The organism is Synechococcus sp. MIT S9220, from assembly GCF_014304815.1.
Taxonomy (GTDB): domain Bacteria; phylum Cyanobacteriota; class Cyanobacteriia; order PCC-6307; family Cyanobiaceae; genus Synechococcus_C.
In genome coordinates, this window is the sequence record NZ_CP047958.1 from 1,285,606 (window position 1) to 1,308,971 (window position 23,366).

Genomic DNA, 23,366 nt, shown 5'->3' on the forward strand with positions numbered 1-23,366 from the left:
TAAAGGCAAGAAAAAAGGGGGCCTTCAGCCCCCTTTGAACAAGCTGTTTGCAAACAGATCAGTCTGCAGCGCCACCATTGTTGGCAGTGCCTGTCACACCGTTGCCGGCACCTTCACCACGGCCGTCATTGCGCATCTTGCGCTTCTTGAATTTGCGCGCGTAGGCGCGATTGCGCTCCTGCTTTTCTTTCTTGAGGTTTCTGCGCTTGGCCATTCGGGAGTCCGGAGCTTCTTGAAGTTCACCCCAACTTACTCAATGGGCTGAAGCAAACGGCCATCCTCCATTTTCACCAGCCTGTCAGCAACATCAAGAATGCGCGGGTCGTGGGTGACCATCAACACCGAACAGGCTTGCTCGCGAGCCAGGAGCTTGAGTAATTCCACAACCTCACGACCGGTCCCGCTGTCCAACGCTGCCGTCGGTTCATCGGCAAGCAGCAACTGGGGCCTTGCAGCCAGTGCACGAGCAATGGCCACGCGCTGTTTCTGACCACCCGAGAGGTCCTGAGGAAGCTTGCTGAGGTGATCCTCGAGCCCTACGGCCCTGAGCCACTCTCTGGCCTGATCACGGCGACCGCGATAACTGAAGCCCTCAAGGAGATCAGCTCCCATCTGCACGTTCTGCTCGGCCGTGAGGCAACGCAGAAGGTTATGGCCCTGGAAAATCATGCCGATCCGGCGGCGAAGCAACTGTCGTTGGCCCCGGCCGGCACCCTGGAGCTGCTGTCCAAACACGCGAACATCCCCCTGCTGGACTTGTCGAAGCGCGCCGATCAAGGTGAGCAGAGTGGTCTTGCCACAGCCTGATGGACCGGTCAGCAGCACCACTTCGCCGGCTGCGATCTGAAGATCAACCGACTGAAGAACCTGCCGGCGCATAGACCCACGTCCGTACCAGTGGCTGAGATTTTCAATCTTCACCGTGCTGACGACATCAGCACCTTGGTGTTGAGCTGGATGAGAAAGAACCGTCATGGTCTCAGAAGATCTCCGCCGGATCGGCATCCACCAGACGGCGCATGGCCAAACCTGCCGAAGCCATGCACATGACCAGGATCATGCTGAACACCGTGATGGCTCGACTGAAATCCATCGCCACAGGGAGTGCGGTGGCACTTCTCACCAGCAGATAGAGACCTTGCCCGGCGGCATAAGCCGGCAAATATCCAAAGAGCGCAAGCAGAAGCCCCTCGCGCACAACCACACCCAGCAGGGTTCTGAGCTTGTAGCCCATGGCCATCAACGTGGCGTACTCAGGCAGATGGTCACTGACATCGGAATACAGCACCTGATAAACGATCACGCAGCCGACAACAAATCCCATGGCAGCACCCAAGGTGAAAATGAAGCCAATCGATGTGCTTGTGCGCCAGTAGTTCTGCTCGAAATCAATAAAACCCTGCTTGGTGAGAACCGTGACGTCCTCAGGGAGCAGAGCGTTGAGTTTCTGCACCACCGCTTCGGCGTCCGTGCCCTGCTGCAACCGAACCAGTCCAACTTCGATGCTTCCTGGGGGCGTGTTGGGCAGGAGCTCGAGAAACGTTTCGCTGCTGGTGAGCAAATTGCCATCAGCACCGAAGGAGCTGCCGAGCTCAATCAAACCGGCCACCCGCACTCTTTTCCCTGAGATCTCACTTTCAACGGTTCGACCATCTCGGAACCATTCGGCCACCGGCCCAAACTCAGGACGCGACTTCTCATCGAACAGAACCCGACCTTTCTGAGTCAGCACCTGAGCTTTGGGCGCCAGGGTTGGGTCCACAAACAGGGGATCACCCGGCTCAAAACCAAGGGCAAGGATCGATCGGGTGCCGCGTGTCTTGGGATTGCGCCAGAGCAGAAGATTCCAGTGCACTGGCGTGATGCCTTCCACCTCAGGCAGGGCCATGGTCTGCACCAAACGACGCCGGGGAAAGCCAGCCATGCTCACGGAACTGGTCGAGCGTGGACTGATCAGAACAATGTCAGCGTCGAAGAGGCGATGCACCGTGACGCTGGCATCAAAGAGGCCGTCGCGGAATCCCAGCTGCATGAACATCAGGATTCCCGCGAAACTGATGCCGGCCAGTGCAACAGCCAGACGAACCGGCTGCCTGACCAGCATCAGTGAAGCCAGTGGAATCCCTCGCCCGCTCAGGAAGCGACCGATCATGAGGATCCGAATCGGGCGATCACCTTCAAGCCCGAGAGTCTTGAAACACGCTGGGTGGATCCTGAATCCAAGCGGACCAACACTTCAACGATCCTGGCGTCCGCATCACCGGTCGGATCCGTGGACAACACCTGTCGTTGTCGCACCTGAGGACTGATGCGTGCAACCGTTCCCTGGAGACCCCCTTCGAAACCGCCGTTCTCACTGATCAACGTGACCGCTTCGCCAAGCTTGATGCGGTTGATATCTGACTCGTAAACCTCGATCAGAGCCTCCATCGACTGACTCGCTCCAACGTCCAAGACACCGTCGGCGCTAGGTCGCTCACCCACCCGGGCACGCAGCTTGAGAACCGTTCCATCGATTGGAGAACGAAGTTCGCTGTCGTTCAAATCAGCTTCTAGTTTTCCGCGCTCGGCGATCAGTTCAGCCTTTTTGCGCTCAAGCAGGGTGAGTTGGTTCTGTTTTTCCTCCAATACAACAACTTCCACCGCACCCTGACCGGCGCCCTGTGCGTAACGGGCAACCTCTCTTCGCTTCAGCGGTATCTCCGTCTCAGCGGTGAGGATCTTGGCGTCGGTTGCGGCGAGATCCGCTTCAATCTTCGGCCGGTTGTCGAACACAGCAAGAACTTGCCCCTTGCGCACCGGATCGCCTTCATTCACCAACAGTGAAGACACCCTCGGTGAGCCACCGAAACCACTCACCGGTGCCGCCAGACGACGGACCTCACCAGCAGGTCTGAGGCTTCCGAGGGCTGCGACCGATTCGGGCTGTCGGCTTGCGACCTGCTCCGAAGCAGCAGCAGGGGTGGGTGGCTGCGGTCGACGCAGCATCAACACTCCACCAGCAACAGCAAGTATTGCCAGGGCACCGACGCCGAGCCAGATCCGACTTGATCCACTCAGGGACTCGGTGGCTCGTCGAACAGCAGCTCCTCGATGTACCGATTCGCCCAGACCGTCCCGAAGGCTTTCTCCAGAACCCGCCGCGTTTTGTCGTTGCGTTTCTGTTGCCGGCAATAGGACACCTGTCCGTGATATCGAGCCAGAGTAGAAGGAGCACTTGGGTCATCGGGCTCTGCAACCTGCACGGCATCGCCCAGAACCTGGAGGTAATCGTCAACCAGTTCCACGAACCAATCTTCTTCCTGTTGATTCACCGGGCGAATGAATCTCACAAACGGCGAGAAGATGGTGGCCCAAGTGGGAAGTTCGCGCACCTGTTCAAAGGCAGGGATCACAGCGGCTTCAAGGCCACGCTCAATGCGTTCGGGAAGCTGATCACCAACCGGGGAAAGATCGATGATGGCCGCGGAGATTCCGGCGGGGCTGGCAACGATGTCGGCGCCGAACACCGGCAGATCAAAGCGAGGATCGGGGAAAAAGACGCAATGAAGGATCTGCAGCCCGAGTCCAAGTCGTGCGATTTCCAGGTGCAGTTTGCGCAGTCCACGACAGGAATGCACCTCATTGGTGATGAACAGAGCCTCGCCATCCAGCGTGCCGATGATCTCCTCGAGGTCAGTCGACAACATGAGTGGATTGAGCTCCGGAAAGCCGTCCCTGCACTGACGAATGCGAGCAGCCAGAGCCATCACCAGCGGGTGCATCTCCTGACCGCTCGGGGACGCTGGCATCAATCCGATCCGTAAGTGCACAGAATGGGACTTTGCCACGGGACCCTGACTGCGATCCCATCCGGTCCGGTGCTCGAACACCGCACTCTTCACAACGGCAGCAACCTTGTGACTGCCGCCATCCCCGATGCGGCACTCACCTGCCTCGATTTCTGGTGTCGAGGCGGAAGCGCCTGGGAGAGAAGCGGTGAGGAGGGCATGGCTCACTTCCTCGAACACATGGTGTTCAAGGGCAGCCGAAGGCTGGGTCCAGGTGAATTTGACCGGAGAATTGAAGCGCTGGGTGGCAGCAGCAACGCAGCCACTGGATTTGATGACGTGCACTACCACGTGCTTGTGCCCAGTGCGGAATCGAAGGAAGCACTCGATTTGCTTCTGGATCTCGTTCTCGATCCGGCTCTCGAGCAGGACAGCTTCTCAATGGAGCGCGAGGTGGTGCTCGAGGAGATCGCCCAGTACCGAGATCAGCCTGATGACCAAGTGCTGCAGACCCTGCTGGAACTCTGCTGTGCTCCCCACTCCTATGGCAGACCCATTCTCGGTTGGGAGAACAGCCTGCGAGAGATGAGCCCTGGTGGGATGAGGAGTTACCACCATCGCCGCTACCAAGGAGCCAACTGCTGCCTCTCGGTAGCTGGAGCCCTCGAGGAGGGTCTGATCAGTCACGTGCTCAGCAGCCCGCTTGCGGCGCTGGACACATTGATGGACTCCGATCAGAACACAAGGACCCAATCTTCACTGAGCTTTCACAGCGGACGGCAATGCCGAACGTTCCCTCGACTGGAAGCAGCACGATTGATGATGGTCTGGCCCGTTGCCTCTGCAGACGACCAGCTGGCAATCGCCGGTGCGGATCTGGCCACCACCATCCTTGCCGAGGGTCGGCGCAGCCGGTTGGTGCAGAAGCTGCGCGAAGAGCTTCAGATTGTTGAATCCATCGACATGGATGTCACCACGCTGGAACAGGGAAGCCTGGTCATGCTTGAGGCATGTTGCCCCGCCGAACAGATCGAAGGCGTGGAGATGGAAATCCACCAACAGCTGAACAGCAGCTTGACCACGGCCATCACGGATGAGGAATTTCATCGCGCGCTGCAACTGGTCGGCAACGGTCATCGCTTCAGTCTCGAAGCGCCTGGAGCTGTGGCCGCCAGTGCCGGTTCACAGACACTCTGGGGACGACACCGAGACCTTCTGGCTCCACTTCAGGACCTGATGCACTGGAATGCTTCAACGTTGCGGGAACGGGTCATGCCCCTCCTGCAACCCCAACACAGCTTCACCCTGATTGCCCGATCGGAGGACAACGCTTGAGCTCCAGCTGTGATCTCGTTCTCGATCCGGTGACCACGACCGGTGTGCTCTCCGCCAAGCTCTGGATCCGGCGGGGAAGCAGTGCTGATCCGCTCGGGCAGAGGGGCGGGCATCAGCTTTTGGGCTCAGTGCTCAGCCGGGGATGCGGTCCTGTCGATCATCTGCAACTGGCGGATCTCGTTGAAGGCTGTGGCGCCGGTCTTCGTTGTGACACCCATGAAGACGGAATTCTGATCAGTCTCAAGTGCCGCGACATTGATGCCGATCGTTTGTTGCCTGCACTGGGCTGGATGCTGCGCCAGCCGCATCTGGACGAAAGTCAGATCGAACTGGAGCGAGATCTGAGCCTGCAGGCCCTTCAACGACAGAGAGAGGATCCCTTCCATCGCGCCTTTGATGGCTGGAGACAGCTGGCCTATGGCAAGGGTCCCTACGGGCACGATCCACTCGGAATCGGGATCGACCTCGAACAGCTTCAGAAAGCGCAATTGACCAGCCTTGCCTCAGATCTCGAAAGCCGAGGCTCGGTGCTGGCTCTGTCCGGAACGATTCCTGATCAGGCCCAAGCGCAACTGGTGGACTGGCTCGGCACATGCAAGACCGAATCCAGCTCCTCAGAAGCCGGATCAGCGATCCGAGCATCATTGGAATCGGACCGTGGCGAAAGAGCTTCGCTAGGGCTTCAGTCCCTCGCCACCGAACAGGTGGTGCTGATGCTTGGGCAAGCCGCTCTGCCCCACGGTCACCCTGACGACCTGGCACTGAGGCTGCTCCAGGCCCACCTGGGCTCAGGCATGTCCAGCCTGTTGTTCCGACGGCTTCGGGAGGAGCATGGCGTCGCTTACGACGTGGGTGTCCATCACCCGGCACGCGCTGGAGCGGCACCCTTCGTGATGCATGCCTCAACCGGAGTCGACAGGGCGGAACTATCGCTCGAACTCTTGCTTAAAAGTTGGATTGAGCTGATGGAGACGAGCATCTCTGAGGTCGATCTCAAGCTCGCCAAGGCCAAATTCAAGGGGCAGCTGGCTCACGGCTCCCAGACCACTGGCCAGAGGGCGGAGCGGAGAGCGCAACTGCGTGGTCTGAATCTCCCTGATGACCATGACCAGAGCTGCCTCAACCAACTGGATCAGCTGCGGGCCAGTGATCTGCGTGACGCAGCAGGACGCCATTTGCAGAGTCCGCAACTCAGCTTGTGCGGCCCCGCGGAAACCCTGGCATCTCTGGAGAAACAATGGACCCTCAGCGCTTTTGCTGAAGGCAACGCGCCTTGATCAGTCAGCCGGATCAGTCGGCTGAATCAGCAGATGCATGCGTCTCTGATGAAGCATCGGAGTCCGATAAGCCTGCTGAGTCCGATGGGGCATCCTGATCCGAGACCGTGTTCAAGTCTTCGCTCACAAGCGTGAGTTGCTCGATCGACAGCAGAAACGTGCCCCTGGCAAAGCGCACCGCCGCAGTTTCCGCCGGCTGCAGTGCCATGACCCTGCCGATCTCGTTGTGGGCCACAAGATCAGGAGGTCTGAGCATCGGCATTGGATCAGCTGTCTTCAAAAAGGTCTGAGGGCGAACCAGTCGCACCTGGTCACCAATGGAAACGGACATCTCTGCTGGGCAATGCATCTCTCTTACAGCAGGATGGTGCGAGCTGACGATTGCCCGTGCGGGCACTGGCCACCTGGAGCGGCGCTCTTGCCGGATTGCTTCTGATCCTGGTTGGAAGCCTGATTCCGACTGCCCTGCTTCTGCCGCTGCCTGAATTACCCCCGGCACTGCTGGGTCTACCCAGCACCTGGCAGGTTCCGGCACTACTCGTCTGTGCCCTTGTCGCGGGTCCACGAGCGGGCGTGATCGCTTCAGTGGCTTATCTGACCATCGGCTTGGTGGACCTGCCTGTATTCCATGGAGGTGGTGGTTTCGCTTACGTACTGAATCCTGGATTCGGATATCTGGCTGGATTCGTCCCTGCCGCCTGGTTGACCGGTCGGCTGGCCCAGCAGAACGGCATGAATGACATCGCCAGACTGACTCTGGCAGCCATGGCCGGCCTGCTGACCATCCAGGTCTGCGGTCTGCTCAATCTTGTTCTGGGAGCTGCACTGAATCGCTGGAATGAACCCCTGATCGAGCTTGTGTTCGGGTACAGCCTCGGGCCCCTGGCAGCCCAGCTCGCCCTGTGTTGCGCCGCTGGGCTGATCGCACGCGTGACCCGTCGTGTGCTCTGGGTGGAATGAGCCGGAACCATGCCATGAACAGCCGACCAGCTCAAAGCATGCGACGCGGCAGCGTCGTTGCGCTCAGTGTGCTCATGGTGGTGCTGGATCAGCTCAGCAAGCACTGGGCCCGAGGAACCCTGCTCCCAGGGGAGACGAGGCCCTTCATTCCCGGATTGCTGCAACTGAATCTGGTGCGCAACACCGGTGCTGCCTTCAGTCTGTTCCGAGATTCCTCCCTGATCCTGGGGATTCTCAGCCTGGTGGTCGCCATCGGCGTGAGCATCTGGATCTGGCGGGAGGCCAGACGAGGTCTCTGGATGGGGCTGGCCCTCGGCTTTCTGCTCGGAGGCACGATTGGCAATGGCATCGACCGCTGGCGTCTTGGCCATGTGACCGATTTTCTCGAACTGGTGCCGATCCAGTTTCCGATTTTCAACTGGGCGGATATCGCCATCAACCTGGCAGTCCTCTGCTTTGCCATCGACGCACTTAGCAACAGACATGAGCAGAGCGACGGCTGAACCAAGTGGGTTAGCCCTGCTGACGATTCATCAGCAGGATCGTTCTGAGCGCACCCTGCCTCTGCACGGCGAGGGCTATCGGATTGGACGCGATCCAGACGTGGAGATCCGCATCGACCATGCGGCAGTCAGTCGCCTACATGCGCTGCTACAGAAGCAAGGCCGACACTGGATTCTCAAAGATCAAGGGTCAACCAACGGAGTGTGGTGGCAAGGGCGACGTGTGCAACAGCTGGTGCTCCAGAACGGCGATTGCATCAGGTTTTCCCCGACCCAAGACACCGATACCCCCTGGATTGGTTTTGAGAACCCGAGCCAACGATTGCATCAGCGCATTCGGAAGTCATTGGGGATCTGCATCCTGGGCTGCCTGGGCGGGGCAGGACTGCTCCTCGCTCTGGCCACAATCAACGTGCCGGTGCGTGGACGACTGGCCAGCGTTCGCGGACCACTGGCCATCTACGACGGCAACAACAAACCGCTCAAGTCGGTGGATTCCAATCGACACCGTGAACTGAACAGCCTCGACGCATTTTCTCCGTTGTTGGTCGATGCCTTGCTCAGCAGTGAGGACAACCGCTTCTGGTGGCATCCAGGGGTTGATCCGATCGGAAGCTTGCGTGCCTTCGCCGCCAACCTGGCCGGCGGACGAGTTCTCGAAGGTGGCAGCAGCCTCACCCAGCAATTAGCTCGGAGCCTCTACCCCAACCTGGTCGGAGAGGGCGACACACTGGGCCGTAAATGGCGCGAACTGCTCGTGGCGCTGCAGCTGGAAAGCCGTTTCAGCAAAGGCGAGCTGCTGCTGAGCTACCTCAACAGGGTCTACCTCGGGGTGGGCTGGGGATTCGAAGACAGCGCTCAAACCTTTTTTGATCAATCAGCGTCTGATCTGAGCGTTGAACAAGCCGCTCTGCTGGTGGGACTATTGCCATCACCCAATGGTCACGATCCCTGCCGTCACCCCCAGCGAGCCCTTGAAGCTCGCAACCGCGTGCTCAACAAGATGGCGGATTCCGGTCGACTTTCACTCGACGCCGCTCGTCTGGCACGACGTCAACCCATCCAGCTCGCACCCCAGGCCTGCAGCAGGACTACTCTGACCCGATCAGCACCCTTTTACACCGATCAGGTGCGCAGGGACCTGACGGCACTTGTGGGTCCGGAGGTTGCCGCTGAAGGGAATTTCCTGATCGAAACCCACCTTGACCCCGTGCTGCAGTCGGTTGTTGAACGACAACTGCGCAATGTAATCAGCAATGCCGGAGGACTCGGCGTGAGTGAAGGGGCCGCCGTGGTGATCGACAGCAGCACAGGCGGAGTCCTGGCGATCGCCGGCGGACGTGACTATCGCTTCAGTCAGTTCAATCGAGCCTCCATGGCCCTGAGGCAGCCAGGCAGCACCTTCAAGCTGATGACTTACCTGGCGGCCCTGGAAAGGGGAATCAAACCCAGCGAAACCATTGACTGCAGTCCTCTGAACTGGAGAGGGCAACGCTTTGAAAGCAGCTGCAAAGGTCGCCTCAGCCTCACCAACGCCTTTGCATCCAGCAACAACACTGCGGCTCTGCGACTGGCACAGCGGGTGGGACTTGAACAGGTGGTTCGCCAAGCCAGAGCCCTGGGCATCACCACACCGCTTGATCCAGTTCCTGGACTCGCACTCGGCCAGAGCGAAGTGCGACTGATTGAGCTGACTGGAGCCTATGCAGCCATTGTCAACAAGGGGGAATGGAGACCCCCCAACACGATTCGTCGTCTGCTCGATGCGGAAACATGTCGCGAGGACAATCTGCGTGGCTGCGGAAGCCTTGCTGGCGACGATCAGCGCCAGGTGAACACTGGACGCCAGGCTGTCCGCAGCGACAGTGCGGCTCAGATGCAGTCCTTGCTGCGCGCGGTTGTGCGCAGTGGCACCGGCACTGCTGCATCGCTAGGGGGACAGGAAGGAGGCAAAACCGGAACCACCAATGAAGGCCGGGATCTGCTGTTCGTGGGCTATGAACCCTCGCGGCGCTGGGTGCTTGGCATCTGGCTCGGCAATGACGACAACAGCCCCTCCAGAAGCTCCAGCGCCCTTGCGGCATCGCTCTGGGCTGACATCATCCGCGCGGCGGGACGAGGAGGGCTCAACGAAGGATGAAGGGATCGACACGCTGGATTCTGTTTGGAGCCGCCGGTCTGATCGCCCTCATGGTGATTGGCCTTGTGCTGCAGGGAATCCGAAACCTGCTCTGGGATCTGAGTTACTGGCTGCCTCCCTGGCTGGTCGGCCCGGTGCTGCTGATCGGAACGGTTCTGCTGGTGGCGGTCGTCATTCAGGTTGGCCTGCCATGGCTGCGTCAGTGGCGCACACAGCGTCAACGTCGGGACGCGTCAACGCCTCAGAACAGACCGGCACCGACGAGCAGTCGAGATGCAGCAGAACAGAGCCTGTCAAGCGTGGATCGTCTGCTGGAACGACTTCAGAACGATGTTGCACGTGAGTCTCTCCTGCAGGAACGGCAACGGGTCGCCAGGGAACTGGAACGCGGTGATCTCGTGCTTGTGGTCTTCGGTACCGGCTCCAGTGGCAAAACGTCTCTGATCCGTGCCCTGCTCAAAGAGATCGTCGGTGATGTCGGTGCCGCCATGGGCTCCACCAGTGAAAGTCGCAGCTACCGGCTTCGGCTCAAAGGTCTCGAGCGTGGGGTGCTTCTGGTGGACACGCCGGGAATCCTTGAAGCAGGTCAGGAAGGGAGGGGACGCGAGCAAGAAGCACGTCGCCAAGCCAGCAGAGCCGATCTGATGATCGTTGTGGTGGATGGCGATCTGCGCAAGAGCGAACTCAATGTGGTTCAGAGCCTGTCAGGACTGGGCAAGCGTCTCGTGCTGGTGCTCAATAAATGTGATCTCAGAGGTGAGGAGGAGGAACGCCGGTTGCTCCAGCTGTTGCGGCAACGCTGCACGGAATGGCTGCAACCGAACGATGTCATTCCTGCCAGTGCACGCCCCCAGTCTCTGCCTCGCCCTGGCCAACGGCCCGTTCAGCCACCAGCCGAGATCGGGCTGCTGGTGAGACGGTTAGCCGCAGTGCTGCATGCCGATGGCGAGGAACTGCTGGCAGACAACATCCTCTTGCAATGCAGAGATCTGGGCTCGGCCGGTCGGGATCTTCTCGACCGACAGCGCACCGATGAAGCCCAGAGAATCATTGATCGCTACACGTGGATCAGTGCGGGTGTCGTCGCCGCCACGCCACTGCCTGGAGTGGATTTACTGGGCACCGCTGCTGTGAATGCCCAGATGGTGATGGAAGTGGGAGCGGTGTATGGCATCCAACTGACGCGGAGCAGGGCTCAGGAGCTGGCCGTCTCGGTGGGTCGGACCCTTGCGGGGCTGGGTGTGGTCAAAGGCGGAGTGGCTCTGATCGGCACCGCACTGAGTGTGAACCTGCCGACCCTGTTACTCGGTCGGGCGGTGCAGGGTGTGGCAGCCGGATGGCTCACCAGAATCGCGGGTGCCAGTTTCATGACCTATTTCCAACAGGATCAGGACTGGGGCGATGGCGGAGTTCAGGACGTGGTTCAGCACCACTACGAGCTCAACCAGCGGGATCGCTCCCTGCAGGACTTTCTGCAGGCGGCACTGCGGCGGGTTGTGGAGCCCCTCCAGCAGGAGGCAAAGAAACGACTTCCGCCCCGGCCAGGGCCTCGGGCGGCGGAGGACGCATCGGACCGCGGCTATCGAGAACCGTGATCAGTCCGAGATACAACACACCAATCAGCACTGACATGGCTCCGGTCACGATGGCAACCCAGCGTCCTCGCTTGTTCTGAGCTGCTGGCATCACACCATCTCCCGTGAGCAATCGTTCAGATCGGCCGCCAGTTGGTCGATCAGAGCATTGGAGGTGTGGGGGTTACCGAGCACGACTTTGATGCGATGCCGCCCTTGATAAACGGGCCTGGACACCATGATCTGCCGATCCAGCAGCCGTTGTCGCACAGCCGCGGTCCAGTGATCGCAACGCGCTGGATCAGCTCCAAGCGGAGCACAGGCCAGCAAATGCAGGGGACCTGATGTGACCTCCAAGACAGAGGAGTCAAGACCCTGTTCCAGGCGCTGACGTCTCAACAGAGCCTTCTCCAGCACTGCATTGATCCCCTGCTCACCCAGTTGACGCAACCCAAGCCAGAGCTTGAGGATCTCTGCAGGGCGACTGCCCTGCAGACCCAGTTCACCGCCATGGGCAACGGCGAAGGCGGGCTCCATGTAGGGGAGGCCGGTGTGGAATGTCTCCTGAAGAGCTGACTGCTCTCGCACCAGCAGGAGCGACGAGGTCTTGGCGATTCCGAGCAGCTTCTGAGGGTTCACCGTGATGGAATCGGCCTGGCCAAGCCCAGCCATCAGGTTCGCGGTGTCAGGACACAGTGCAAAAACAGCACCAATCGCTCCATCCACGTGCAGCCAGAGGCCCTGGTCCTTGCAGAACTGAGCCAGAGCGGGAATCGGATCGATCGCTCCACGCACGGTGGTGCCCGCTGTCGCCACCACTGCGATGCAAGGCCGGTTGTTCTGCTTCAGCTCCTGCAGGTGCTCTTGCAGGTCTGCAATCAGCATGCATCCCCGGGAATCCACAGGAACACGCCGTATGCCGTCAGGCCTGAGCCCCATGACTCTGGCCGCCTTCTCCAGTGACACGTGGGCGTCATCACTGATCAGGATCACCGCATTGGGGTCATGGTCCAGCCCCATCCGATGACGGGCCGTCACCAGGGCGGTGAGATTGCTGAGGGAGCCTCCGCTCGCGGCGACTCCACCAGCGCCATCGGGCAATTCAAAACGGGCAGCAAACCAGCTGCAGAGTTGACGCTCCAGTTGACTGAGGCTTGGTGAGAGTTCCTCTGCCAGCAAGTTGTTGTTGAGTCCGGCACAGATCAGTTCGGCAGCGATCGATGCCGTGTTCGGAGGAGGGTCGAGATGCGCGAGGGCGCCAGGATGGTTGGGCTGGTAAGCACCATCCATCAACTGCTGAAGATCATCCAGCAAACGGTCCGCCCCGACACCCTGAGGCTCTGGAAACGCCTCGGGGAGCAGCCGCAGAGCTGGCAGCGGCGATCGTTTGGAGGCTGAACCGAGCCACTCACACAGGCGAGCGCTGGCGTCCTCCAGGAACCGCTGCAACTGCGGATCCAGGGCCTCTGAAGAGGCAAATGCGGACAGTTCCGTCGCAGTCGATGCCGCCGATGAAGTCCTGGAGGATCCGAACAAGGAGGAAGCGGAAGGAACAGCCATTCTCACCTGCGATGGCACATTGGACGCCTCTGCACGATGGGGTTGGAGGTGCGACTGACACCAGTCGAACTGGAGAACACCGAGATCCATGCCTGGATGCAGCGCCTGCTCAAGCGAGCAGAGCGTCTTGGTGAATCGGGAGAGATCCCTGTCAGTGCGGTGGTGCTGGATGCGCAAGGACGATGCATCGGCCACGGCAGCAATCGACGCGAATGGGCTTCAGATCCACTCGGGCATGCGGAACTCGTGGCTCTGCGCCAGGCATCCTTAATCCTTGGCGACTGGCGACTGAATCAATGCACGTTGATCGTGACGCTGGAACCCTGTCCGATGTGCGCAGGAGCTCTGGTACAGGCACGCATTGGTCAGGTGATCTATGGAGCGCACGATCCCAAACGTGGTGGCATGGGAAGCACAATTGACCTCTCCAAACATCCCAGTGCGCACCATCACATGCAGGTGATTGGGGGCGTGATGGAACCTGAAGCATCCGCTTTGCTGGGGCGCTGGTTCAGGCAGCGACGGCAGCGTTCTGGCGGAACCGAGGCAGTTCGGTTTCGAACAGATTGAGCAGACGATCCACATTTTCAGGAGTGGAGTTGTAGCCCATCAGACCGATCCGCCAGATCTTGCCGGCAAGCACACCGAGTCCACCACCGACTTCGATGCCGTGGCTGTTGAGAAGGTGAGAAGAGAAAGCTTTGCCATCCACATCCTCGGGAATGCGAACCGTGGTGAGCGTCGGCAATCGCAGCTCTTCAGGCACATGCATTTCCAGACCGAGTGACTCAAGGCCAGTCCAGAGGGCTTGCGCATTGCGGCGGTGACGGGCCCAGGCGTTGTCCAGTCCTTCTTCGGCCAGAAGACGAAGCGCTTCACGCATGCCGAAGTTCATGTTGACGGGGGCGGTGTGGTGGTACACGCGGTCGCTCCCCCAGTACTGGTTCAACAGAGATACATCCAGGTACCAGTTGGGGACTTTGTCTTGACGTGCAGCCAGCTTGGCCTCGGCACGCGGACCCATCGTGAAGGGACCGAGGCCTGGAGGGCAGCTGAGACCTTTCTGGCTGCAGCTGTAGGCCAGATCAACCTTCCAAGCATCCAGGTAAAGCGGAACGCCACCGAGGGAGGTCACCGTGTCGAGCAGGAGCAAGCAATCGTGCTCTCGGCACAGATCACCGATCCCTTCCATCGGCTGACAAATGCCGGTGGATGTTTCGGCATGGACCATCGCCAGGATCGCAGGCTTGTACTTCTTGACCCCCGCTTCGATCTCTTCAAGAGTGAATGCCTCACCCCAGGGCTTCTCAATCACCTGAACGTTGGCGCGGTAACGACCGGCCATATCCAACAGGCGATTCCCGAAGTATCCCTTCACAGCCACCAGAACCGTATCCCCGGGTTCGATGGTGTTAGCCAGCGTGGCTTCCATGGCTGAACTACCAGTACCGCTCATCGGCAGAGTCAGGCGGTTGTCGGTCTGCCAGGCGTACCGCAAGAGCTCCTGCACCTCTCCCATCAACTCCACGTAAAGCGGATCGAGGTGACCGATTGGCGTGCGAGACAGCGCTTGAAGAACCGTGGGATGGGCATTGGAGGGTCCGGGACCCAGCAACAAACGGTCAGGTGTGTCAATCGGACCGATGGAGGATCGATGGCACGAGTCAACCGAAGGATGAGGGTGTGTCATCGGCGAAGCCCGAACCGGAAATCAATGGCGAGAAGCCTACGCATCAATCGGTGAGAAATTGGCCCCAAACGGATACTCCGACGCCGCTTGAAATGATTCGGAGACTTTCGATCAGCGCTGACGCACGTCACTGGCCGCAAGACCGGAGGCCATGTGCTCAAACGGCTGACGCACAAGCCCGCAACGATCCTGAGGAACACCATCATTCAGAAGGCGTTCACACAGGACATCAGCCAGAAGCACCATGCTCCTGACGGTCGGTCCTGTTGGAACACCAAGACTCTTGTAGGTGTCGTCCAGACCGTTCAGGACGCGCTCGTTGAGAATCGTGCTGTCGCCAGCGATTAAGGAGTAGCTGGCGTAGCGGAGGAAATAATCCATATCCCTCAGACAGGCAGCGAGACGACGGGTTGTGTAGGCATTCCCGCCAGGAAGTAACAGTTCCGGATCCGCCTGGAAGAGTCTCTGACTGGCTTCACGCACCAGATCAGAAGCTTCACGGTTGATGATTTCAACGGCCAAAACACGCACTTCGGCTTCATCGAAGTAGCTCTCGATGCGATCGATCGCAGAACGATCGAGATAGCGACCCAGCTGGTCGTACTGCCCGATCAGCCCGGTGATGGCATCGCGCATGCAAGCCCTGTCCACGTTGGTTGGAAGGTAACACCGACAAAGCGATGAAACCTGCTTCAGCAAAGGCGATCAAAGCAATCTGACAGAAACGGTTACTAAGTGGCTCTCTGAAGCCACCAAGGGAGAAGGAAGGCAAAAAGGTGCCCGTTGATACAAAACAGCTGCGGATCGATATCTACGGTCGGTGCGACTTGTATGGGCTCGATTCCCCGCCATGGCCAAAACTGCCCAGGACGTGCTTCGTCAGATCAAGGATGAAGGCATCGAACTGATCGACCTCAAGTTCACGGACCTGCACGGCAAGTGGCAGCACCTCACCGTCTGTCAGGACCTGATCGAACCTGAATCGTTCACGGAAGGTCTGGCCTTCGATGGATCATCGATCCGAGGCTGGAAAGCGATCAACGCCTCCGACATGGCCATGGTGCCCGATCCTGCAACCGCCTGGATCGATCCCTTTTACAGGCATAAAACCCTGAGCATGATCTGCTCGATTCAGGATCCGCGCACAGGAGAAGCCTACGAGCGCTGTCCCAGAGCACTTGCCCAGAAAGCACTCGCTTACCTGGCCAGCACGGGTCTTGCTGACACAGCGTTCTTCGGTCCAGAACCGGAGTTTTTCCTGTTCGACGACGTGCGTTACAACTCCGCTGAAGGCGGATCCTTCTACAGCGTTGACACCATCGAGGCCGGCTGGAACACAGGGCGGGTCGAAGAAGGCGGAAACCTCGCCTACAAGATCCAGGAGAAGGAGGGATATTTCCCCGTTGCTCCGAACGACACCGCCCAAGACATCCGCTCGGAAATGCTGCTGATGATGGCTCAGCTGGGCATTCCCATCGAAAAGCACCACCACGAAGTTGCCGGAGCTGGTCAGCACGAACTTGGCATGAAGTTCGCCGAGCTGATTCAGGCGGCCGACAACGTGATGACTTACAAGTACATCGTGCGCAATGTCGCCAAGAAGTACGGCAAAACGGCCACTTTCATGCCCAAGCCGGTCTTCAACGACAACGGCTCAGGCATGCACGTGCACCAAAGCCTCTGGAAAGGAGGACAGCCGCTGTTCTTCGGGGAAGGGACCTACGCAAACCTGTCGCAGACAGCACGCTGGTACATCGGCGGCATCCTCAAGCACGCTCCCTCATTCCTCGCCTTCACCAACCCCACGACCAACAGCTACAAGCGACTGGTTCCTGGCTTTGAAGCTCCAGTCAACCTGGTGTATTCGGAAGGCAACCGCTCCGCGGCCGTTCGCATTCCTCTCACCGGCCCCAGCCCGAAAGCCAAGCGACTTGAGTTCCGCTCCGGCGACGCTCTGGCCAATCCCTACCTCGCCTTCAGCGCGATTATGATGGCCGGCATCGACGGCATCAAGAATCAGATCGACCCCGGAGACGGAGTGGACGTTGACCTATTCGAACTCGCCGCTGATGAACTGAAGAAAATTGCCACTGTGCCTGCATCCCTGAATGGGGCGCTCGAAGCTCTGAACGCAGACCACCACTACCTGCTGGAAGGTGGAGTGTTCACCAAGGATTTCATCGACAACTGGATCGACCTGAAATACGAAGAGGTTCAGCAGCTGCGCCAGCGCCCGCACCCCCACGAATTCGTGATGTACTATGACGCCTGACCTCTAAGGCCAGGACACCACTGGTTGCAACGGGTTTCAGCTTTCAACTGGATAGACAAGTGGATAGAGTATCGGTATTACAGCCGGTGCTCTATCTATGGGGTACATACATCAGAGGAAGGGACGAAGCGGCTACTACGGCCAGCGGAAGGTTCCACCAGCCCTAAGGGAGCGCATAGGCACGAGCTGCTGGATGCGGAAACTTGGGGCGTCTCTGGTTGAGGCCAGACGCAACCTGCCTCAGTTCTTGGCGGAAACAGATCTTCTTATTGCAGAGGCGAGGAGAGAGCTTGATCCAGTCCGGAAAATCAGGTCACTGCTGCCTGACTCTCTGAACCAAGGGGGAGCATTTGACGTGGTGGAGGAGTACACGAGGGTGCCTGCTCATATCGAGGTGGGTCCTGGTGAATGGACAGAGAACCCTGAGTTCATCAAGTTGATGGAGCTGGTCCAGGCCAGACGAGATGGCAGTGACAAGCAACCCAGGAGCAAGGACGAGCTACTGCAGCTAGCAGCGTCACTGAAGCAACCAGCAAGGGCCACAGCAGACCTCTGGAACAGGCATCTCAGTGCATTGATGGAGAGCTGCGGGAAGGAGTCAATCACTGACATCACAGAGGACGATGTCCTGAACTTCAGGGCACAGCAGCTAGAGCACATCACCATCAACAGCCTGAAGACCAAGCTCCGCTACATCAGGGCTCTTCTGGAGATCGCCAAAGACCAACGGTGGATCGATAGCAACCCAGCCGACGGAGCCACAAAGCACATGGTCTCCAAGGTCAAGATCAAAGAGGTTGTTCGCCTGGACCAGGCAGACAGTCATTGGCAGGAACTACCCGAGCCTCAGCACCTGCTGTGGCATCTCTGCCGGTGGACTGGTGCCCATATCTCAGAGGTTGCGGGCCTGAAGGGAGATGACATTGACCTGAAGGAAGGTGTGATCAACATCAGACCCAATGAGTGCAGAGACCTGAAGAATCCATATCGACAGAGGCTTGTTCCAATCCACTCAAAGCTGCTGCCATATCTGAAGCAGTCGAAGGCAGACATAGACACCAAGGATGGCCTGGTCTTCCCTTGGGCTTACAACGCAGAGCGTGGACGCTGGTGTGAGGGGATCTCTTGGAAAAGGAAGCTCGGAGTCACACCCAAGGCGACAAGAGATTGGGCAGCATCCTGTCTCAGGGATCAGGGAGTAAATGAGTTCGTGATTGGCAGGCTCTTCGGGCACTCACCCAAGACCATCACTGGTCAGTACGGAAGCGTTAGCCAGCAAGCATTAGCCGAAGCCTTAGAACTACTGTCCTGATCTAAATAATGCTTGGACCAAGCCATTAGGTCCACTCAGGATGACCTACAAGGGGCCTTAAATCTTCTTTTGATGTCGATATACCTAACAGCTAGTTAAGACCTATTGCAGAGCCTTGCAGACGCCTTAGAGAGAACTCTAGGAGACAATCGCCAACGCAGGGTTACATCAAAGCCCTGTTAATACACAAACACTAAACCAACCATGAAGTACATGCAACAGGCTCTCATCGAGGGCATGATCCAGAGACGAATGAAGAACACCAAGGAAGACAGATCAACAGCTTGCTTTGAGATCAAGAAGATCCTGGTCCAAAGGCTGGCTGATATCGAAGACAGCAGACGAGGCTGATCGATCTCGAAAAAAGTTCCTTGCCCGCGCACATAGAATCACTGGGACAGTCAGAGGAAAAGGTTCAGGCTGATACAAAGCAGCTCTGAGAGGGTGAAAAAGAGACCCTTGATCTCCCCCTATCTTCCTCCCCTTCCTCCCCCTCTTCTCCTCCTCTTCTCCCCCCTAAAAAAGAGAGAAGAAAGAAAGTGACATAAAGAAAGAAAGAAAGAAGAGAGAAAAAACACCCCCCTCATCACCTCCTCATCACCCCCTCCGAACCCCTCCATCTGACCCCCTCTGTTTATTGTTATTTCATGTTTGTTTTTTTATTTGGATTGAAGGTCTTTTGGATTGGTCCCAATGACGGCTTGTGCATGGACGCCGAAGGCATAGAGCACAGACAGTCTTAACTCAATGATCTTGATGAGAGAAATAAAAACAATCATCATCATCATGTCTTTGGTCTCCCGTGTCTCCTGTGTCAGAGCACGTACCGTGCCTGAACACAACGAACACAACTAGCGATGGGAACAGACAAACAAGAAACTAAGAACCACCATCACGATTCAAGGGACCACGAAGGCAAGGGGAAGTGTTCTCCTGCAGAAGCATCTAGAGTGACTAGATGAAAAATCAATCAATCAAGACCCTTGTCTTGCTAAGCGGTCTATTGCTAACCACAGCACCTGCCAAGGCTCAGGACAGAAGCCAAGAGGCGTTTTGGTACGCATACAACATTGGGGCGGGAACCTCTATTTGCATGGCAGCCAGAGAAGGAAAGGTTCCCAAAACCTATCCAGCGGAGTACATGCAAGCCTTTTATAGGGATGCAGAAGCAGACCCAGATCTACTGCCGTACAAAGAAAGTTTTATCAAGGCCTCTTTGGAGCTAAAGAAGATCTGGCCCGGCTGCTACGAATAAGTCCATGTTCTGTCCTAAAGCTAAATAAATCAAAAGAACATCATTCAGCTCAATCAGCTTGTGTCTCTGATGTCTTCTCTACGGTGTCTCTGTGGCCCTACAACATGCCTTGACTAGGTGTCAGGTAGTCTGACATCTAAAGGATATTTAAGACACCTTATAGGCGATCCTGAGAGGAGTGGACCAGGCTTAATAAGCTAGACCTGATCATATCTAAGAGGATAGCAGTAGAGTCAATTGATACTGCTCACCTAAATCCATATTCGCCTCGAACTCCTTCATCCAATTAACAACCTTCTCCAGTTCGTTAGTAGTGGCATTGTGTTTCAGCCTGTTGGTCGCCAGTTAATAACGGCGATATTTCCAGGCACATAACCGAGTTCGGGAATAAATTTATCTAGCGACGGACTGTTGTCTTCGATGCCTTTACCTTTTCCCTGTCGGCCAGGTTCAATCTTGATACCAAGCACCGGACAAAACTCAGGAACCACCACGTCCTCGATTGAGATGGTAAATGGAACGCCTTGTTTCTTTGCCTCTAATCTCCGTTGAACAAACAACTTTCCTGAAGGCGTCTGTGATTTACCATGACAACCAGAATTAATCTTCTGTAGACATCCGCAAGACTTAGTCAAGCCTCTTATCAAGTTGTAGACAGGTACATCCCTTTTGGTTCCACAACTACACCGACACTCAGCGACATAGTAGGAATTACCACCTGGAGTCATAAGTCTACGGGTATAACCAATGACTTTCCACTCACCAAAGGTCTTGCCTTTAATATCAACGGCTCTCCTATGAAGTCTGTTCATGCACTTAGTGCATTGAGTTGAGTCTTTTACTTTATTGATAGAGCTGATGCCATTTGAACCGACGTATCCGCAGGTGAGGCATTCGTTTAAGTAGTACGGCTCTCTCATATGACCGTCAGAATTGACGCCACGATTCAGATCCCTTTTAAGCAGCTTGCGGTTGCCGATTGTCTCTCCTGATCGATCTTTAAATTGACCTCTCCTTGGCATCAATCCTCCTGTTCGTATTACGAGGTGCTGTCACATGCCTTTCATGCTCGGTCTATAGAGCTCATTGGGTCATCACCCAGTTGAGCTATTTCCTCACGTGCTCTTTGGTCCCAATGGGGGATCACCTAGAGCAGCGGCCAGTTCTATTCATGGATGCAAGAGCTGTTCGATGTGGGGCCTATGGCCGAGATGTATCTGGTCACGTTGAGCGAAGGGTTTGGCAACGACATAGAGAAGCAACGATGGATGTTGGATCAGATGTGCAATCGAGCTGAGTATCTGGGTAAGGCAACCTGCACCACCATGAACAGCACTTGGGGGGAGAAGTCGAGTCTTATTTCAATGCTGGTCAGGCTTTATGGCGCTACGGGCAGGGACTATCACGGACTGAAGGAACTACTGGAAGAGAAGATCAAAGAGGCAGAGGCAAACCGCTCAGAGGAAGAAGTGGCTCATGCCGATCAGCACTTCAAGGACAGGAGGACCTTCCTTGAAACTGAGGCCATCGCCCTAGAGGAAAGGTTCGAGAAGAATCCAGAAAGGGTTCAGCTCAAGGACATGAAGGCTCGGAGGTTCTTCAAGCCACGGAGGTGAGCAATGGAGAACTGACAGAAGTTCTTGATTCTATTTATTTGTTCAATTGACAGAACGTTTGTCTTGAATAGAGTCAAGCACTACTCGGCTTACAAGAATGAGTAAATCCAATACATTGCTTTCCACCAAGCAATTATCAATCATTACTTTTTTTGCAGCAGTATTGGCACTTGTGTTGTCATCGTCAAGCTCGCATCCCCTTATTAGTTTTATTATTTGGATCATTCTGCTCTTTAGCTTTTTCTCTATCTCTGTTTTGGTGATTACTCTGATGGCAAGAGGTGCAAAAGGCATTCCTTCTAAATCACCAACAACAAAAAGAAGAAACTCATATATGGACGAGAGCGATAGATTGAATTATGAGATGTATGAGTATGAGCAAGACAGTCAGGATGATCGATGCGACTCAGGCAGTAGTGATTCAGGCAGCAGCAGTTGTGACTCAAGCTCTGACTGAACCTGGATGGGAACAGGCACAAATTCACTAGCTGAAAACCCTAGTGTTTGTGTTCTTTTTCCGTGAGAATTGGGCTTAATTCTGTCTGGCATTAACTGCATCGTAACGGTCTAACTAAATTTGACTGACCATGCAATAGTGATGCACAGATTTAAGGCCATTTAGATCTAACTGCCGAATCCAATTTGTCGCCTACGCTGGCGCTCCGGCGAGCCTTAAGCGGACTGCTCCACTCAAGGAATAGCCGGCATAAGCAGTCATCTCGCTCCGGTGTGTGTTGGTTGGGGCGTCAGATGGTGGGGTGTCCGCATTTCTCCCAACGAACCAGACGCCGCTAAAGCTGCTTGGTTCAGTTGGACCGAATGACGCCAACAACAAGCAAGCTTGTGTTGTCGGGACACTTATGGAACCCACCATCATCTTCCGCCAAGCCAACCAAACACAACAACTTCGCTATGACGGAGTAATGATAGATCCGCTTCATTGTCCAAAGCAAGCTACAAAGAAGAATTGCTTTGTACGGTTTTGTAAATAAATATTGACCCAAAAAGCATCGCCTGAAGTCGTGGCTATGCGTGTAAATGATTCGCCAAATATGGAATCATGCATCAGCACTCGACTTCAGCAAAGAAAGCTCTTTGTACTGCTCTAGCTTTTGCGCCTATAAGTCTTTTGGGTAGCGCCTCTATCGTAATGGGTACTGCGAGTCCTTCTTTTGCCGACTCACAAAATCTCAACACAAATACCTATGAAAACTTGAATTACGCCAACCCTACAAAGTGGGAAAGGCCCAGTTCTGCTGACACAGCAGGCGCTAATTCACAAAACCTCAACACAACAACCTACGAAAACTTAAACTATGCCAATCCCGCCAAGTGGGAAAGGCCCAGTTCTGCTGACACAGCAGGCGCTAATTCACAAAACCTCAACACAACAACCTACGAAAACTTAAACTACGCCAATCCTGCCAAGTGGGAAAGGCCTAGTCAAGTCAATTAACGATAGAGCGGAACTTATTCGTCTATTTCGAGGGATAAATTTTTAGCCTTGTCATGTATTTACAAGGCTTTCCCCTCTGCAAAGAAGGCCTATGAGGCCTTCTTTTTGTATTATTAACCCATCGATCCAAGAATTCATAGGTTAAAAACTATTGCCTGGATCTGCAAAGACATAAGGATTTAGCCATTCCTTCACCAATGAACTTTTAAGGACTTTTCAGCACACAATGAAGCAAGTCACGCCAGTTCCTTCGGACCTATGACTTCATCCTTCCTCTACGTGATCGGGTTTTGGCTATTGCCTCATAGCCCTTGATGACTTCTCCAGATCGATAGAGCACTTCGTTGTGTCTTTCCTCGCTGGGTATCTGGTGAGCTTCCCACTTATGACGGGCAAGGACCAGCCCTGACAATGCATGAGCCCCAGGATCGAACTCACAGCACGGGCATCGGAAACCGGACATTGAATATCTCCTCTGGGTGGCTGTACTGAAGAGGTAGATCCCCACTTGAGCAGGGTCTTGCCTTTGGGACATAACCCATCCGAGTGACTTCTCAGATCGTTTGCACTTCTCTTGACAGACAGACCCTAAAGAATTGGAAATAAATTTTTGAATGGGTACGTGTACCTGCCGCTGGCTGAGCTT

23 protein-coding genes are annotated in these 23,366 nt (G+C 56.3%); 12 read left to right on the forward strand and 11 right to left on the reverse strand.

The annotated features are described in order from the left end of the window. Positions 1–58 precede the first annotated feature (58 nt). The 5 genes from SynMITS9220_RS06820 to SynMITS9220_RS06840 all read right to left on the reverse strand — a co-directional run bounded on the left by SynMITS9220_RS06820 (position 59) and on the right by SynMITS9220_RS06840 (position 3,791). Positions 59–214, reverse strand: coding sequence for a hypothetical protein (locus SynMITS9220_RS06820; protein WP_006850288.1), 156 nt, complete (start codon positions 212–214; stop codon positions 59–61). Positions 215–249: 35 nt separating this feature from the next. Further along, positions 250–975 (reverse strand): DevA family ABC transporter ATP-binding protein, encoded by a 726-nt coding sequence (locus tag SynMITS9220_RS06825; protein WP_186988084.1) that lies wholly within the window; start codon positions 973–975, stop codon positions 250–252. 4 nt (positions 976–979) lie between these two features. Beyond that, positions 980–2,152 carry an ABC transporter permease DevC gene (gene devC, locus SynMITS9220_RS06830; RefSeq protein ID WP_186988086.1) on the reverse strand — a complete coding sequence of 391 codons (1,173 nt, stop codon included), beginning with the start codon at positions 2,150–2,152 and terminating at the stop codon, positions 980–982. Then, positions 2,149–2,988, reverse strand: coding sequence for an HlyD family efflux transporter periplasmic adaptor subunit (locus SynMITS9220_RS06835; RefSeq protein ID WP_186988088.1), 840 nt, complete (start codon positions 2,986–2,988; stop codon positions 2,149–2,151). Before SynMITS9220_RS06835 ends, devC begins: the two co-directional genes overlap by 4 nt. 68 nt (positions 2,989–3,056) lie before the next feature. Further along, positions 3,057–3,791: a phycocyanobilin:ferredoxin oxidoreductase gene (locus SynMITS9220_RS06840; RefSeq protein ID WP_186988090.1), complete on the reverse strand. Its 735-nt coding sequence runs from the start codon at positions 3,789–3,791 to the stop codon at positions 3,057–3,059. Positions 3,792–3,815: 24 nt separating this feature from the next. Here SynMITS9220_RS06840 and SynMITS9220_RS06845 point away from each other — a divergent pair, with 24 nt between their 5' ends. Together SynMITS9220_RS06845 and SynMITS9220_RS06850 are read left to right on the forward strand one after the other, a co-directional pair. Continuing rightward, positions 3,816–5,105 carry a pitrilysin family protein gene (locus SynMITS9220_RS06845; protein ID WP_186988092.1) on the forward strand — a complete coding sequence of 430 codons (1,290 nt, stop codon included), beginning with the start codon at positions 3,816–3,818 and terminating at the stop codon, positions 5,103–5,105. Continuing rightward, positions 5,102–6,382, forward strand: coding sequence for a pitrilysin family protein (locus tag SynMITS9220_RS06850; protein ID WP_186988094.1), 1,281 nt, complete (start codon positions 5,102–5,104; stop codon positions 6,380–6,382). Before SynMITS9220_RS06845 ends, SynMITS9220_RS06850 begins: the two co-directional genes overlap by 4 nt. Before the next feature lie 13 nt (positions 6,383–6,395). Here SynMITS9220_RS06850 and SynMITS9220_RS06855 read toward each other — a convergent pair whose 3' ends face one another. Next, a complete protein-coding gene (locus tag SynMITS9220_RS06855) occupies positions 6,396–6,713 on the reverse strand; it encodes a DUF3148 domain-containing protein (protein ID WP_186988096.1) in 318 nt (105 codons plus the stop codon). Positions 6,714–6,769: 56 nt separating this feature from the next. Here SynMITS9220_RS06855 and SynMITS9220_RS06860 point away from each other — a divergent pair, with 56 nt between their 5' ends. The 4 genes from SynMITS9220_RS06860 to SynMITS9220_RS06875 are packed head-to-tail and all read left to right on the forward strand — an operon-like array spanning position 6,770 to position 11,580. Further along, a complete protein-coding gene (locus SynMITS9220_RS06860; RefSeq protein ID WP_186991966.1) occupies positions 6,770–7,342 on the forward strand; it encodes a biotin transporter BioY in 573 nt (190 codons plus the stop codon). A gap of 14 nt (positions 7,343–7,356) precedes the next feature. Further along, on the forward strand, positions 7,357–7,845 hold the full coding sequence (lspA, locus tag SynMITS9220_RS06865; RefSeq protein WP_186988098.1) for a signal peptidase II: 489 nt from the start codon (positions 7,357–7,359) through the stop codon (positions 7,843–7,845). Further along, positions 7,826–9,985, forward strand: a complete 2,160-nt coding sequence (locus SynMITS9220_RS06870; protein ID WP_186988107.1) for a transglycosylase domain-containing protein — start codon at positions 7,826–7,828, stop codon at positions 9,983–9,985. Before lspA ends, SynMITS9220_RS06870 begins: the two co-directional genes overlap by 20 nt. Continuing rightward, the gene (locus SynMITS9220_RS06875; RefSeq protein WP_186988109.1) at positions 9,982–11,580 is read left to right on the forward strand and encodes a YcjF family protein; all 1,599 of its coding nucleotides are present in this window, start codon (positions 9,982–9,984) and stop codon (positions 11,578–11,580) included. Before SynMITS9220_RS06870 ends, SynMITS9220_RS06875 begins: the two co-directional genes overlap by 4 nt. Before the next feature lie 90 nt (positions 11,581–11,670). Here the strand turns inward: SynMITS9220_RS06875 and SynMITS9220_RS06880 are convergent, their stop codons facing one another. Further along, positions 11,671–13,119, reverse strand: coding sequence for an aminotransferase class V-fold PLP-dependent enzyme (locus tag SynMITS9220_RS06880; RefSeq protein ID WP_186988111.1), 1,449 nt, complete (start codon positions 13,117–13,119; stop codon positions 11,671–11,673). A 36-nt stretch (positions 13,120–13,155) separates the two neighbouring features. Between SynMITS9220_RS06880 and tadA the strand changes: the two genes are divergently transcribed. Continuing rightward, the gene (gene tadA / locus SynMITS9220_RS06885) at positions 13,156–13,689 is read left to right on the forward strand and encodes a tRNA adenosine(34) deaminase TadA (RefSeq protein ID WP_370594313.1); all 534 of its coding nucleotides are present in this window, start codon (positions 13,156–13,158) and stop codon (positions 13,687–13,689) included. Here the strand turns inward: tadA and SynMITS9220_RS06890 are convergent. Continuing rightward, the gene (locus SynMITS9220_RS06890; RefSeq protein ID WP_186988113.1) at positions 13,631–14,809 is read right to left on the reverse strand and encodes an alanine--glyoxylate aminotransferase family protein; all 1,179 of its coding nucleotides are present in this window, start codon (positions 14,807–14,809) and stop codon (positions 13,631–13,633) included. The genes tadA and SynMITS9220_RS06890 overlap by 59 nt on opposite strands. Before the next feature lie 111 nt (positions 14,810–14,920). Then, complete coding sequence (locus SynMITS9220_RS06895) at positions 14,921–15,445, reverse strand: allophycocyanin subunit beta (RefSeq protein WP_186988116.1); 525 nt, start codon at positions 15,443–15,445, stop codon at positions 14,921–14,923. A gap of 214 nt (positions 15,446–15,659) precedes the next feature. On the opposite strand from SynMITS9220_RS06895, the gene glnA reads away from it, so the two are divergent. The 3 genes from glnA (at position 15,660) to SynMITS9220_RS06910 (ending at position 19,648) form a co-directional block, all read left to right on the forward strand. After that, positions 15,660–17,081 carry a type I glutamate--ammonia ligase gene (gene glnA, locus SynMITS9220_RS06900; RefSeq protein WP_186988118.1) on the forward strand — a complete coding sequence of 474 codons (1,422 nt, stop codon included), beginning with the start codon at positions 15,660–15,662 and terminating at the stop codon, positions 17,079–17,081. 247 nt (positions 17,082–17,328) lie between these two features. Then, positions 17,329–18,393: a tyrosine-type recombinase/integrase gene (locus SynMITS9220_RS06905; protein ID WP_255482960.1), complete on the forward strand. Its 1,065-nt coding sequence runs from the start codon at positions 17,329–17,331 to the stop codon at positions 18,391–18,393. 958 nt (positions 18,394–19,351) lie between these two features. Further along, the gene (locus tag SynMITS9220_RS06910) at positions 19,352–19,648 is read left to right on the forward strand and encodes a hypothetical protein (RefSeq protein WP_186988122.1); all 297 of its coding nucleotides are present in this window, start codon (positions 19,352–19,354) and stop codon (positions 19,646–19,648) included. Positions 19,649–19,974: 326 nt separating this feature from the next. Here SynMITS9220_RS06910 and SynMITS9220_RS06915 read toward each other — a convergent pair whose 3' ends face one another. Further along, positions 19,975–20,670, reverse strand: a complete 696-nt coding sequence (locus tag SynMITS9220_RS06915) for a hypothetical protein (RefSeq protein WP_186988124.1) — start codon at positions 20,668–20,670, stop codon at positions 19,975–19,977. 153 nt (positions 20,671–20,823) lie between these two features. Here SynMITS9220_RS06915 and SynMITS9220_RS06920 point away from each other — a divergent pair, with 153 nt between their 5' ends. Then, entirely contained in the window at positions 20,824–21,264 is a 441-nt protein-coding gene (locus SynMITS9220_RS06920; protein ID WP_186988126.1) for a hypothetical protein, read from the forward strand. 42 nt (positions 21,265–21,306) lie between these two features. Here the strand turns inward: SynMITS9220_RS06920 and SynMITS9220_RS06925 are convergent, their stop codons facing one another. After that, the gene (locus SynMITS9220_RS06925; protein ID WP_186988128.1) at positions 21,307–21,558 is read right to left on the reverse strand and encodes a hypothetical protein; all 252 of its coding nucleotides are present in this window, start codon (positions 21,556–21,558) and stop codon (positions 21,307–21,309) included. 766 nt (positions 21,559–22,324) lie between these two features. On the opposite strand from SynMITS9220_RS06925, the gene SynMITS9220_RS06930 reads away from it, so the two are divergent. Continuing rightward, complete coding sequence (locus SynMITS9220_RS06930) at positions 22,325–22,720, forward strand: hypothetical protein (protein ID WP_186988130.1); 396 nt, start codon at positions 22,325–22,327, stop codon at positions 22,718–22,720. Positions 22,721–23,366 lie beyond the last annotated feature (646 nt).